Raw genomic sequence first — 13,646 nt, 5'->3', positions numbered from 1 at the left:
TCAGTCGTTCAAGCGCTGGCCTTTTCTTTGGCTGCCGCTTTGGGAACAGGCCCGCGCAGCTCTTCGTAATGGTCAAAGCTCAGCTTGACCCACCCGGTTCCACGTGTGGCGCTGGCGAGGGTACGGTGCAGTTCATCCTCGGCCACGGCGGGGATCTGAGCATTGAAGATCTCCCACCCAGAGGCGTTTGGGTTGCCCTCAAATCCCAGAACCTGCCCTTGCAGCGTGCTGATCGTTGGCACGAGATCACCAACAAAATCGGACGGCAGGTGAATTTCAGCGGTCAGGATCGGTTGTAGAACCACCGGCTTGGCCTGCGGCAACGCCTCACGCACGGCATTCTTGCCTGCGGTTCGAAACGCATAGTCTGAACTGTCCACGTCATGGTGTTTGCCGTCGCTCAGGGTCACTTTGACATCGACCACGGGAAAGCCCTCGGGGCCTTGTTCCAGCGCATCCTTGGCACCGTGTTCCACGGACGGGATGTAGTTCTTGGGCACCGCGCCGCCCTTGACCACCTCTTCGAACTGAAAGCCCGATCCGCGAGGCAGGGGCGCGACGGAAATTACCACATCTGCAAATTGCCCGGCACCGCCGGACTGTTTGCGATGGCGATGGCGATGTTCGACGGGCGAGCGGATGGTCTCGCGATAGGCGGTTTCGACTTGGTCCGCTTCAATCTCGATCCCGAAATCCTCGGCCAGCTTGGCAGTCACCCGACGCATATGCTGCGGTCCTTGCGATCCAAGGATCGAATGACCGCTCAACTCATCCTGATGCACGTGCAGACCGGGGTCGATTTCGACGAGACGGCTCAGGGCATTGGACAGGCGTACATCGTCCCGCTCATGCGCGGGTGAGACGATCTGGCGATGCGCGACCGGATGCGAGGCTGCCCATTCCGGCAGTTCCGTCGCTGAATTGCTGTCGTAGATGTAGCCGGGGTTGAGGTGATCGGATTTCACCGCCAGCCCGATCTGCCCGGCGTCCAGCGTGGCGATTTGGGTCTTGGCATCCAGCGTTGTCAGGTTACCGACGGTCTCACCGCCCAAAGCCTCATGGGCTTGCACACCGTCCCCAAGACCGCGCAAAACGACGATCTTTCCGATGTGTTTTTTGACATCTGCAAAACCAGCAATGGCGCGGGCACTGTCCGCGGCCTCGTCCCGTCCGGCAGCGATATCAAACTCAGGTGCTTCGTGCCGCAGGGCCTTCATCAGTCGCGTCAGCCCGTTGCCGTGGCTCGCGGCCCCCAGACATGCTGGGATCAACTGATGGTTTTGCAGGACCTGCGCGGCCAGGTCATAAACCTCGTCACTTGGCGGCTGCTTGTCTTCGATCAACTGCTCCAGCAGGTTGTCATCGAAATCGGATAGGGTTTCCAGCAACTCGGTCCGGGCTTCCTGCTCGCGGTCTTCCACGGATTGAGGCAGTTCGATCAGGGCCGAGGGTTGGCCTTCCTGATACTTCCAGGCCCGTTCCGAAATCAGATCAACCGCGCCGATGATCGTGTCGCCTTCGCGGATGGGCACCTGCCGCAGCGCGATGTGATTGGTGCAGTATGTTTGCAGCGCTGCGATGATGTCGCGAATTCGGCCGTTGGGGTTGTCCATCCTGTTGATGAACAGAAAACAGGGAATACCGGCCTCTTCGACCAACCGCAGATAAGGCGCGCACAGAACGGCGGCATTTGGGTCGGGGGGCACGACCACGACGGCCGCATCTGAGATGGCCATTGCGGGACCGACATAGGCCAGCGCATCGCCACCCCCATCAACGTCAATCGCGCACCAGGGCTCGTCCAAGTAAGAAAAACCGTGCAAATGCACGGTTCCGGAAACATCGAATGTGGTGGGGCGCCCGTCGAGGCGGCTGATGGCCTCGACCAGAGTAGATTTGCCCGATTGGCTGGGCCCTAGGACGGTGAAGACGCGCATGAGTGTTGTCCCTCTTTCAGGTTGCAGAATGGTTGCACGAAAGGGACCGACCGACGCATTCGCGCCGACAAGGAGTGTCTGTATTTTGCCCGCCTCAGACAGCAGGGTGAAACATCACCCCACAACACAAGTGTGGGAAAAACCGCAGGCGTGCGTCAAGCCCCTGATGTGTTTTCCGCTGCACGGGCCAAATGTTGCCCGCAGAAAAAGGTCAGATCGCCGAACTGTGCCCGGCTTTGCTGAGGTCATAGGCATCAAAGCTGCGGGCGATCATCCGGGTCAGCGCGCGCGCCTCGGGCGGAACGTAAAGCCCATCCTCGGTGATCTGCAACAGCCCGTCGAAAGAGGCATTTGCCGCGCGATACATCTCGTCCAGCGCGGCAGCCGAGACATCGTGGTCACGCAGAATTTCCGCCGAGTTGATCTGAAAATCGCACATAAGCGCCTCGATCAGGCGGGCGCGCAGGACGTCCTGACCTTTAAACAGATGCCCCCGAGAGGTTGAAAACTGCCCGTTGCGGATGGCTTTGGTATGGGCGGATGTGGCTGGTGCGTTCTGCGCATAGCCCTGCGGAAAGCGCGAGATCGAACTGGCCCCGACACCGATCAGCACATCGGCCTGATCGTCAGTATAGCCCTGAAAGTTGCGCTTCAGACGGCCCGCACGCAGAGCGTGGGTCAGCCCGTCATCCTGCGTGGCAAAATGGTCGATGCCGATTTCGGCATAGTTATCCCACAAAAACAGCCGCCGGGCCGTATCGAACAGCTCAAGCCTTTGTTCCGGCGTGGGCAGGGCGTCCGAGGGAATCAACTGCTGGCGTTTGGCCATCCACGGCACATGAGCATAGCCGTAAAGCGCCACGCGATCCGGGCTGAGCGACAGGAGTTTCTGCACACTTTCGGTCATGCGCGCCTTGGTCTGATGGGGCAGGCCAAAAAGGATATCGGCGTTCAGGCTGGTGATGCCGCGGGCGCGGATCATGTCGATGGCATCGCGGGTGGTGTCGTAGCTTTGAATGCGGCCGATGGTTTTTTGAATTTCGTCATCGAAATCCTGTACCCCGATCGAGGCGCGGTTCATGCCGGCATCTGCCAGCGCATCCAGGCGAGCCTCGTCAACCTCGTTCGGATCGATCTCGACCGAGAATTCGGCATCGGGCCCCAGGGGGACGATGCCCAGAATGTGCCGCGCAAGATCGCGCATCAGCTGGGCATTCAGCAAGGTCGGTGTCCCACCACCCCAGTGCAGGCGCGACAGCACCACGCCCTCGGGCAATCTTTGCGCCAGAAGGTCCAGCTCGGCCTTCAAGACATCCACATAGGCGATCACCGGGTTGTCGGTTTGCGTTCCCTGCGTCCGACAGGCGCAGAACCAGCACAGCCTGCGGCAGAACGGGACATGTATGTACAGGGAAATGGCGCTGCCGGGTTTGATGCCGGATATCCAGTCGCCAAACAGATCGGCCCCCACATCATTGCTGAAATGAGGGGCTGTGGGATAGCTGGTGTAACGCGGAACTTTCGCGTCAAAAAGTCCAAGCTTTGCCAATTGTGGTTTCACTATCATAGCGATACCCTTAAGGGGCAGGCGACCTAGGTGCTTTGATGGAGATCAAGTGGAAACGCGCATGACGATAAAAGCACAGTTTGACCATTCCAATTGCACAGACTGCCCGATTCGACATCGTGCTGTCTGTGCCAGTTGTGATGCTGATGAGCTGGAAGAGCTTGAAAGCATTAAATATTACCGCAGTTTTGAGGCGGGGCAGACTATTATCTGGTCTGGGGATCAGATGAATTTTGTCGGCTCGGTCGTGGCTGGGATCGCGACTTTGACGCAGACGATGGAAGATGGCCGGACCCAAATGGTCGGCCTGCTGCTGCCCAGCGACTTCGTGGGACGCCCGGGGCGCGAGATTGCGCCCTACGATGTTCAGGCGACCACGGATGTCGTGATGTGCTGCTTCCGCAAGAAGCCGTTTGAAGAGTTGATGGATCACACCCCGCATATCGCCCATCGCCTTTTGCAGATGACGCTGGATGAGCTTGACGCCGCGCGTGAGTGGATGCTGGTCCTGGGGCGCAAGACAGCGCGTGAGAAGATTGCCAGCCTGTTGTCGATCATCGCCCGTCGGGACGCATCGATCAGTCAAAAGGGTCTGTCGGGGCCCATGGTGTTCGACCTGCCCCTGACCCGAGAGGCCATGGCGGATTATCTCGGCCTGACGCTGGAAACCGTCAGCCGCCAGATCTCGGCCCTTAAAAAGGACGGCATTATTACGCTGGAGGGCAAGCGTCACGTAACCATCCCCGATCTGGGCCGCCTGATGGAAGAGGCGGGTGATGATTCGGATGGCGGTTTTCTGATTTAACCTGCGTTTAACGCGTGACAATTGCCGCAGCGATTGGTTGCGGAACACTCTAACTCAGGAGCATGGCATGGAATTCAGCAGTGTGTTGGCGATGCTGTTTATCGGCGCAATCGCCGGTTGGCTGTCCGGCAAGATCATGGAAGGCCGAGGGTTCGGCCTGTTGGGGAACGTAATCGTCGGGATCGTCGGCGCGTTTCTGTCAGGGATGATCTTCCCGGCGCTTGGGTTCGCCGTGGGTGGTGGCCTGCTGTCGTCGATCTTCTTTGCGACAATCGGCGCGGTAATTCTGCTGTTCGTGATCGGACTTGTTCGCAAAGGATGACAAAAGCCGCCGGTTCAGGCGGCTTCTGACATTATTAACCGGATCAGTGTGCCAGGAATACGGGCACCGTGGATTGTTCAAGCATATTGCGGGTTGCGCCGCCCAGAATGGCTTCGCGAAAACGGGAATGGCCATAAGCGCCCATCACGATCATATCCGATTCCGTATCGGAGGCGTGTCGGTTCAGGATATCCGACACGCGCGTCATGGTTTTGCTGAGCACATCAATCTCGCATTTCACACCGTGACGGGCCAGCATCTGCGACAACATCCCACCCGGATCAGACCGATCCGGCCCATGCCGGGGCGGGTCGATGACCACGATCCGGACCAGCTCAGCCTGTTTCAGGAAGGGCAGGGCGTGTCGAATGGCGCACATCGCTTCCACGCTTTCATTCCAGGCAATCATGATGTTGCTGGGGACCTTCAGAGGCTCAGTCTCGTCCGGAACAACCAGAACCGGGCAATGCCCTTCGAACATGGCTGCTTCGATGATGGGTTCGGCCTCGGCTCCGCGATCTTTGCCATAGGGATGCGGCAGAATCACCAGGTCTGAAAACCGGGCCCGATGCGCGACATGGCGTCCGATATCGGCGATCTGGGCGACGCCATGTTCGGCGGACCACCGAACCCCGGACTTGCCAAGATAGTCGTTGGCAAAGCTCAACAGTTCTTCTGCTTCGGCATTGGCCCGGTTGAGTGTTTCCTGAACGATCAGCGCATTCGCACCGGCATAATAGTAGCCTGTCTGACTGCGGTCGACGCCAAGGCAAAGTGTTTCGGCATGGGCATCCTGAGCCTCTGCCAGCGCCACCATCTGCGCCAGAGCAGCCGGAGCCGTCTGCGTTTCGGTCATGACAGTGAGAAGAGTTTTGTACGCCATTGCGACCTCATGTTTCGGGCAATTAGTCTCATGTGACCAGTTGGCCTATTTCCTCTACAATGCGTGTCACAGAAAACGCAGAACTGTCTTGATACAGATCAAAGCAGTAGTGGTCGCCGTGCTTCAGAACGGCAGCCAGTCAAATGGGTTTCGCGCGTCATAAGAATCAAAAACGCGCGGGGCATGGCAAAGGGACGCAATATGTCGAATTACATCAAGCTGATCGTGCTTGGGCTGGTCGCGCTGTTCGCAGCGATCGGCACCAATTATGCACGCGATTTGGCGTATCAGGTACATGCATTGCTGGTGATGCTTATCGCCGGCGGCCTGTTCATCTGGACGCTTCGAAACACCGATGAGCCAGATATTCTTGTAGATCGCTCGGCGGAATACATGGATGACGTGATCCGCTATGGCGTGATCGCAACGGCGTTCTGGGGCGTTATCGGGTTTCTGGCAGGAACCTTTATCGCTTTTCAGCTGGCTTTTCCGGTGCTGAATTTCGAATGGGCGCAGGGGTATCTGAATTTCGGCCGTTTGCGCCCGCTGCACACCTCGGCGGTGATTTTTGCCTTTGGTGGTAACGCCTTGATCGCGACCTCGTTCTACGTGGTGCAGCGCACCAGCGCCGCGCGTCTGTGGGGCGGCAATCTGGCGTGGTTCGTATTCTGGGGCTATCAGCTGTTCATCGTGCTGGCCGCTACCGGCTATGTGCTGGGTGGAACGCAGTCCAAGGAATATGCCGAACCCGAATGGTATGTCGACCTGTGGCTGACCATTGTCTGGGTGGCCTATCTGGCCGTCTATCTGGGCACGATCATCAAGCGGAAAGAGCCCCATATCTACGTGGCAAACTGGTTCTATCTGGCCTTCATCGTCACCGTTGCCATGCTGCACCTGGTCAACAACATGACCATCCCGGTCAGCATCTGGGGTTCCAAATCGGTCATCGTCTGGTCAGGTGTTCAGGATGCCATGATCCAGTGGTGGTACGGCCACAACGCTGTGGGCTTCTTCTTGACCGCCGGTTTCCTGGGCATGATGTATTACTTCATCCCAAAGCAGGCCGAACGTCCCGTTTTCTCGTACAAACTGTCGATCATCCACTTCTGGGCGCTGATCTTCCTGTATATCTGGGCCGGTCCGCACCACCTGCATTATACCGCGCTGCCTGACTGGGCTTCGACGCTGGGCATGGTGTTCTCGGTGATCCTGTGGATGCCGTCCTGGGGTGGCATGATCAACGGTCTGATGACCCTGTCGGGTGCATGGGACAAGCTGCGTACTGACCCCGTGATCCGGATGATGGTTATCTCGGTCGGCTTCTACGGCATGTCCACCTTTGAAGGTCCGATGATGTCGATCCGTGCGGTGAACTCGCTCAGCCACTACACAGACTGGACCATTGGTCACGTGCACTCGGGAGCGCTGGGCTGGAACGGCATGATCACCTTTGGTGCGCTGTACTTCCTGGTGCCTGTCCTGTGGAAGCGTGAACGCCTGTACTCGCTGCAGATGGTCAGCTGGCACTTCTGGCTCGCCACCATCGGCATCGTGCTCTACGCCGCGTCGATGTGGGTCACCGGTATCATGGAAGGCCTGATGTGGCGCGAAGTGGATGCCAACGGCTTCCTGGTGAACTCGTTCGCCGACACCGTGGCGGCCAAGTTCCCGATGTATGTGGTGCGTGCTTTGGGTGGCGTCATGTTCGTCGCTGGCGCTGTGATCATGTGCTACAATCTGTGGATGACTGTGCGGAAAGCGCCGGCCAAAGAGGCCAGCCTGACCGTCGCGGTCCCGGCTGAATAGAGGGAGGGCCGGAGCAATGGCAATTCTCGACAAACATAAGATCCTCGAGACCAACGCGACCCTCCTGCTGATCTTCAGCTTTCTGGTCGTGACCATCGGTGGCATCGTGCAGATCACCCCGCTGTTCTATCTTGAGAACACCATCGAGAAGGTGGAGGGCATGCGCCCTTACACCCCCCTGGAGATGGCCGGGCGTGAAATCTACATCCGCGAAGGCTGCTACACCTGCCACAGCCAGATGATCCGCCCGATGCGGGATGAGGTTGAACGTTATGGCCACTATTCGCTGGCAGCCGAGTCGATGTATGACCACCCGTTCCAGTGGGGATCGAAACGCACCGGGCCTGATTTGGCACGTGTTGGTGGCCGCTACTCGGACCAGTGGCACGTAGATCACCTGCGGGACCCGCAATCGGTGGTGCCGGAATCGGTGATGCCGAAGTATGGTTTCCTCGAACACCGCAAGATCGACGGCAAGTATATTGGTGACATCATGGCGGCGAATGCGGTCGTGGGCACGCCCTATACCGAAGAGATGCTGGCAAACGCGCAGGCGGATTTCCGGGCACAGGCCGATCCGGACAGCGACTATGACGGTCTGCTGGAACGCTATGGCGACAAGGTCAGTGTTCGCAACTTCGACGGTCAGCCCGAGCTGACCGAGGCTGATGCGCTGGTCGCTTACCTGCAGATGCTGGGAACGCTGGTCGATTTCTCGACCTTCACCCCGGACGCGAGCCGCTAGGGAGGGTGTGATGGAAGAATACACTCTCTTACGGCAATTCGCGGATAGCTGGATGCTGCTTGTGCTGTTTGTCTTCTTTGTTGGCATTATCATCTGGGTTTTCCGCCCCGGTGCCAGCAAGGAATACAAGGACACCGCCAACATCCCTTTCCGGCACGCAGATGCACCAGCGCCCCTGCGGGGCGACGACAAACCCGCCAAATCTGATTCCAAGGAGGCGCGGCAATGAGCAAGACACCTGAAAAACAGCCGGGCGATCCGAACACCACGGGCCACAGCTGGGACGGTATCGAAGAGTTTGACAACCCGATGCCGCGCTGGTGGCTGTGGACCTTCTATGTCACGATCTTCTGGGGCGTGATCTATACGATCATGTACCCGGCATGGCCTCTGGTTCAGTCGGCGACCGCCGGCGTGACGGGCTGGTCCTCGCGCGGTGAGGTGCAGCAAGAGATGGTTGCGTTTGAGGAAGCGAATGCGCCCTGGAACGCCAAGCTGGTGGAAACGTCGCTTGAGGATATCTCGAAAGACGCGGAACTGCAGCAATATGCGGTAAACTCCGGCGGCGCTGTATTCCGCACCTGGTGTGCGCAATGCCACGGCTCGGGTGCGCAGGGTGCGCCGGGTTTTCCGAACCTGCTGGACGACGCCTGGCTGTGGGGCGGTACGCTTGAAGATATCGAGTTCACCGTTGCCTATGGTATTCGAAACGAGGAAAGCGACGATGCGCGCTATTCCGAGATGCCGGCCTTTGGTGAGATTCTTGAGAAGGAAGAGATTACCCAGGTGGTTCAGTACGTCATGTCGCTGACCAATGCGCAGTCGGATGACGCGGCAGCGCAGGCAGGCAAGGTTGTCTTTGAAACCAACTGCGCGTCCTGCCACGGCGAAGACGGCAAAGGCGATGTCTTTCAGGGCGCGCCGAACCTGACCGATGCCATCTGGCTATACGGCGGCAGCGAAGAGGCACTGACTGAAACGGTTACCTACAGCCGCTTTGGCGTGATGCCTGCATGGGAAAATCGTCTGACCGACGCGCAAATCCGCGCTGTGACCGCCTATGTCCACCAGTTGGGTGGTGGTCAGTAAGTATCAAGGAATACCTTCGGACGGTTCGCCGCCCGAAGGTTTGGGCACCGGCTGTTCCATCTGTTCGCGCGTTTCCTGAACAGCCGGTGCTTTTTTAGCCAATTTCCGGCTGCTTTGCCACCGGGTTCGGGATGCTGCGGGTTCAGTTGAGTGTTTCCCTTGCAGTTAGCCCCGCTGCGACAATTGGTCGGAAGCCGATGTTTGTACTATCTTCATCACACTGGCCTGCTTGAAAAACACGTTATTTCCGGGCCGAAAACCGTGTGGCAGAGGCTTGGGCGTTTGAATTTCTCCAACCGCCAGCTCTCTGAAACGCAAAAGATGATTGCTCGATGCGCGTTTTGACCCATGTCAAAGTTCATCCGTGCATGATCTGGAACAAGACGCCTTCAGAAGACCCATTTGTGGAGCCAGCCAGTGAGCGATTCCGATCCCGCCCCCAGCCTTTACGCCCCGAGAGAACCCATCTTTCCAAGACGCGTTTCCGGGCCGTTTCGTAACCTGAAATGGATCATTCTCATCGTTACGCTGGGCATCTACTACGTGACGCCCTGGATCAGGTGGGATCGCGGCCCCAGCTTGCCGGATCAGGCTGTTCTGCTGGATCTGGCCAACCGCCGTTTCTATTTCTTCTGGATCGAGATCTGGCCGCATGAGTTCTACTTTGTGGCGGGTCTGTTGATCATGGCGGGCTTGGGTCTGTTTTTGTTTACATCGGCTCTGGGGCGCGTGTGGTGCGGGTATGCCTGTCCGCAAACAGTTTGGACGGACTTGTTCATTCTGGTCGAGCGCTGGATCGAAGGAGACCGAAACGCCCGATTGCGCCTGCATCGTCAGGAAAAACTGGATCTCCGCAAGGCCCGCTTGCGGGTGACCAAATGGGCCGCCTGGTTTCTGATCGGTTTGGCGACGGGCGGTGCCTGGGTGTTCTATTTCGCAGACGCACCGACACTGGCCCGTGATCTTGTGACCGGCAATGCCCACCCGGTTGCCTATACGACCATGCTGATCCTGACAGGCACCACGTTCTTCTTTGGCGGGTTCGCGCGAGAGCAGATTTGCATTTACGCTTGCCCCTGGCCACGCATTCAGGCCGCAATGATGGACGAAGACACGCTGGTCGTTGGCTATCGCGAATGGCGGGGCGAGCCGCGCGGCAAGGGCAAGCGGACGGCGGAGTCCGAGTTAGGGGATTGCATCGATTGTATGGCTTGCGTGAACGTCTGCCCTGTCGGCATCGACATCCGCGATGGTCAGCAACTGGAATGTATCACCTGCGCCCTGTGTATCGACGCCTGTGACGACATGATGGCCAAGATCGGCAAACCGCGCGGGTTGATCGACTACATGGCGCTCAGCGATGAAACGCATGAACGCTCTGGTTTGCCAGCCAAGAGCGTCTGGAAACACATCTTGCGGCCCCGCACCATCATGTACACCGCCATGTGGTCACTGGTGGGTTTCGCGCTGCTGTTCGCCCTTTTTATCCGGTCCGACATCGATCTGACTGTTGCGCCGGTGCGTAACCCCACCTTCGTGACACTGTCAGACGGTACAATTCGCAACACATATGACGTGCGCCTGCGCAACAAGTATGGTGAGGATCGCCTGTTCACACTGTCCCTGACCGGTGATCCGGCCATGCGGCTGGAAATCGAGGGAACCAACCTTCATACTGTGAACGTTCCGGCAGATACCGCGCAACTGACCCGTGTTTATGTTGTTGCGTCACCCAACTCGGGCCCGGCCGGAGCAGACGCGACACCGGTGCGGATTTGGGTGGAAGACCTCAATAGCGGTGAGCGCGCCTATAAGGACACCACGTTTAACGGACGAGGAAACTGATCATGGCTGAACGTAAATTCACTGGAAAGCACGCTCTGGCCGTGTTTGTCGGTGCCTTTGGCGTGATCATCACGGTGAACCTTGTGCTGGCTTACAACGCGGTGAAAACCTTTCCCGGGTTGGAGGTCAAAAACTCTTATGTCGCCAGTCAGGAGTTTAATGAGCGTCTGAAAGAACATCAGGCTCTGGGCTGGACCGTTCGGGCGGAAACCAAAGGCGGCCTGTTGATCCTGCATATCACGGACGAAAGCGGTGCGCCGGTTCAAGTCAGCGAGCTGCAGGCAGTTGTTGGCCGGGCGACCCATGTGCGCGACGATTTTACACCGGATTTCACGTTCGATGGCATCGCCTATGCCGCGCCCGCAACATTGGCAGAGGGCAACTGGAATATCCGACTGGTCGCGCGTGACAGCAGTGGCGCCGAGTTTTCACAGCGTGTCCCGCTGTATGTGAAGGGGTAGGCCATGACGGCGCAGCTTTCTTCCGGCACGGCAGCCTGCTCGGGCTGTCTTGCGGCCCCGGCGGAACCGGCCCGGCCCATGCCGGAAGACGTGCAGATTGCCTTGTCGCTGCCGGGCATTCATTGTTCGGCCTGTATCGCAACGGTCGAGCGTGAATTGAACGCGCATCCCGGCGTGGAAGACGCGCGGGTGAACCTGACCCTGAAACGCGCGATGATCAAAGCCGCTCCGGAAACCCGAGCAGTCGATCTGATCCTTGTGCTTGAAAAGGCGGGTTTCGAGGCGCATGAGCTTGACCCCGGCGCTTTGTCGGCCACTCAGACAGACAAGGCAGGGCGCGACCTGCTGATGCGGTTGGCGGTGGCCGGGTTTGCCTCCATGAATGTGATGCTTTTGTCGGTGTCGGTCTGGTCGGGTGCGACCGATGCGACGCGCGACATGTTCCACTGGATATCAGCTGCGATTGCGTTGCCAGCGATTGCGTTTTCGGCCCAGCCCTTCTTTGCCAATGCTTGGAGCGCGCTGCGTGTGCGGCGGCTGAACATGGATGTGCCGATTGTGCTGGCGATCCTGCTGGCGCTGATCACATCCCTATGGGAAACCGCGCTGAGCGGTGAGCACGCCTATTTCGATGCGGCTCTGACACTGACCTTCTTCCTGCTGGCAGGTCGCTATCTGGATTACCGCACCCGTGCCGCGGCCAGATCGGCAGCCGAAGAGTTGACGGCTTTGGAAGTTCCCCGCGCCATTCGGATTGTGGATGGGGCAGAAGCAGAGATTGCCGTTGCCGAGTTGCGCGTCGGAGACTTGATCCTTGTGCGTCCGGGTGGGCGTATGCCCGTGGACGGTCAGATCGTGTCCGGCCAGTCAGAATTGGACCGATCCCTTTTGACTGGTGAAACAGTGCCTGTCTTTGCAGAAGCCGGACAGGCTGTCAGCGCGGGCGAAGTGAACCTGACCGGGCCTTTGACCATTCAGGCGACGGCTGTGGGCGAAGACACATCCTTGCACCGCATGGCCGATCTGGTGGCCATCGCTGAATCCGGCAGGTCCCGCTATACCTCGCTGGCGGACAAGGCGGCCAAGCTTTATGCGCCCGGTGTCCATATCCTGTCGGCGCTCAGCTTTGTTGGGTGGTACATCTATTCCGGCGACTTGCGTACCGCGCTCAACATCGCTGCGGCGGTTCTGATCATCACTTGTCCCTGCGCTTTGGGATTGGCTGTCCCGGCGGTGACGACAGCCGCATCGGGTCGATTGTTCCGCAAAGGTATGCTGATCAAACACGCAACCGCGCTGGAGCGGCTGTCCGAGGCCGATACAGTTGTGTTCGACAAGACTGGCACCCTGACATCCGGTGCCCCGGAACTGGTTAATCTGGGGGAACACGCGCGGGCGAAGGTTGAGGTTGCACTGGCGTTGGCCGAGGCCTCTGCGCACCCCTTATCCATGTCACTGGCCAAAGCAGCGCGCGAGTCAGGGATCAAGCCAGCGAATGTACAAGGTATTACCGAAGTGCCCGGATATGGCACAGAAGGGGAATATCGTGGACAACGCGTGCGCTTAGGGCGTGCGGTCTGGGTCTGTGCGGATCAGGGCGAGGATACCTCGGCCTGGCTGGCAATCGGCGAGGACGCGCCCGTGGCGTTCCGGTTTTCAGACGCGTTGCGCCCCGGCGCGGCAGAAGCCGTCGACGCTCTGCGCGCTTCCGGCAAGCATGTGCTGCTGATTTCCGGAGATTCGCAGGGTGCCGTACGCGCATTGGCGGAAAAGCTGGGGATCACGGATTGGATCGCCGAGGCTTTACCGCAGGACAAGGCGAAGCGCATTCAGGAGCTTAGCGATCAGGGCCGCAATGTTCTGATGGTCGGCGATGGGCTGAATGATACTGCTGCTTTGGCGGCAGCGCATGTGTCGATCTCACCGGCTTCGGCGCTGGATGCGGCACGGGTGGCGTCGGATATTGTGCTGCTGGGCAATGACCTGTCACCCATTGCAGATGCCTGCGAAACGGCTGTCAAAGCCACCAGGCGCATCCGCGAGAATTTCCAGATCGCGACGGTTTACAACGTGATTGCCGTTCCCCTGGCGGTTATAGGATTGGCGACACCGCTGATCGCGGCCTTGGCGATGTCGACCTCGTCGATTACCGTATCACTCAACGCATTGCGGCTGAGGTAACC

Annotated in this window: 12 protein-coding genes; 9 read left to right on the top strand and 3 right to left on the bottom strand. The window is 58.8% G+C overall.

Annotated elements, in window-relative coordinates; translation table 11 throughout:
* Positions 1-8 precede the first annotated feature (8 nt).
* Both ACR0LF_RS21220 and hemN read right to left on the bottom strand, forming a co-directional pair.
* On the bottom strand, positions 9-1,937 hold the full coding sequence (locus tag ACR0LF_RS21220) for an elongation factor G (protein WP_480583250.1): 1,929 nt from the start codon (positions 1,935-1,937) through the stop codon (positions 9-11).
* A 211-nt stretch (positions 1,938-2,148) separates the two neighbouring features.
* Positions 2,149-3,504 carry an oxygen-independent coproporphyrinogen III oxidase gene (gene hemN / locus ACR0LF_RS21215; RefSeq protein ID WP_480583247.1) on the bottom strand — a complete coding sequence of 452 codons (1,356 nt, stop codon included), beginning with the start codon at positions 3,502-3,504 and terminating at the stop codon, positions 2,149-2,151.
* A 61-nt stretch (positions 3,505-3,565) separates the two neighbouring features.
* On the opposite strand from hemN, the gene fnrL reads away from it, so the two are divergent.
* Both fnrL and ACR0LF_RS21205 read left to right on the top strand, forming a co-directional pair.
* Positions 3,566-4,309 carry a transcriptional regulator FnrL gene (gene fnrL, locus ACR0LF_RS21210; RefSeq protein ID WP_480583244.1) on the top strand — a complete coding sequence of 248 codons (744 nt, stop codon included), beginning with the start codon at positions 3,566-3,568 and terminating at the stop codon, positions 4,307-4,309.
* Positions 4,310-4,376: 67 nt separating this feature from the next.
* Positions 4,377-4,631, top strand: coding sequence for a GlsB/YeaQ/YmgE family stress response membrane protein (locus tag ACR0LF_RS21205; RefSeq protein ID WP_480583242.1), 255 nt, complete (start codon positions 4,377-4,379; stop codon positions 4,629-4,631).
* Positions 4,632-4,674: 43 nt separating this feature from the next.
* Here the strand turns inward: ACR0LF_RS21205 and ACR0LF_RS21200 are convergent, their stop codons facing one another.
* Positions 4,675-5,514, bottom strand: a complete 840-nt coding sequence (locus ACR0LF_RS21200) for a universal stress protein (RefSeq protein ID WP_480583238.1) — start codon at positions 5,512-5,514, stop codon at positions 4,675-4,677.
* 201 nt (positions 5,515-5,715) lie between these two features.
* Here ACR0LF_RS21200 and ccoN point away from each other — a divergent pair, with 201 nt between their 5' ends.
* The 7 genes from ccoN to ACR0LF_RS21165 all read left to right on the top strand — a co-directional run bounded on the left by ccoN (position 5,716) and on the right by ACR0LF_RS21165 (position 13,644).
* Positions 5,716-7,323 carry a cytochrome-c oxidase, cbb3-type subunit I gene (gene ccoN / locus ACR0LF_RS21195; protein ID WP_480583235.1) on the top strand — a complete coding sequence of 536 codons (1,608 nt, stop codon included), beginning with the start codon at positions 5,716-5,718 and terminating at the stop codon, positions 7,321-7,323.
* Positions 7,324-7,339: 16 nt separating this feature from the next.
* Positions 7,340-8,068: a cytochrome-c oxidase, cbb3-type subunit II gene (gene ccoO, locus ACR0LF_RS21190; protein ID WP_480583231.1), complete on the top strand. Its 729-nt coding sequence runs from the start codon at positions 7,340-7,342 to the stop codon at positions 8,066-8,068.
* 10 nt (positions 8,069-8,078) lie between these two features.
* Positions 8,079-8,297, top strand: coding sequence for a cbb3-type cytochrome c oxidase subunit 3 (locus tag ACR0LF_RS21185; protein WP_480583228.1), 219 nt, complete (start codon positions 8,079-8,081; stop codon positions 8,295-8,297).
* Positions 8,294-9,157 carry a cytochrome-c oxidase, cbb3-type subunit III gene (gene ccoP, locus ACR0LF_RS21180; RefSeq protein ID WP_480583225.1) on the top strand — a complete coding sequence of 288 codons (864 nt, stop codon included), beginning with the start codon at positions 8,294-8,296 and terminating at the stop codon, positions 9,155-9,157. The genes ACR0LF_RS21185 and ccoP overlap by 4 nt, the downstream gene beginning before the upstream one ends.
* A 417-nt stretch (positions 9,158-9,574) precedes the next feature.
* Positions 9,575-11,002, top strand: coding sequence for a cytochrome c oxidase accessory protein CcoG (ccoG, locus tag ACR0LF_RS21175; RefSeq protein WP_480583222.1), 1,428 nt, complete (start codon positions 9,575-9,577; stop codon positions 11,000-11,002).
* Positions 11,003-11,004: 2 nt separating this feature from the next.
* Positions 11,005-11,463: a FixH family protein gene (locus tag ACR0LF_RS21170; protein WP_480583219.1), complete on the top strand. Its 459-nt coding sequence runs from the start codon at positions 11,005-11,007 to the stop codon at positions 11,461-11,463.
* A 3-nt stretch (positions 11,464-11,466) separates the two neighbouring features.
* On the top strand, positions 11,467-13,644 hold the full coding sequence (locus ACR0LF_RS21165; RefSeq protein WP_480583215.1) for a heavy metal translocating P-type ATPase: 2,178 nt from the start codon (positions 11,467-11,469) through the stop codon (positions 13,642-13,644).
* The last annotated feature ends 2 nt before the right edge of the window (positions 13,645-13,646 follow it).

It is taken from the genome of Ruegeria sp. E8 (assembly GCF_056533985.1).
The sequence above is the reverse complement of the archived record's forward strand: the minus strand, read 5'-3'. Positions and strand labels throughout refer to the sequence as shown.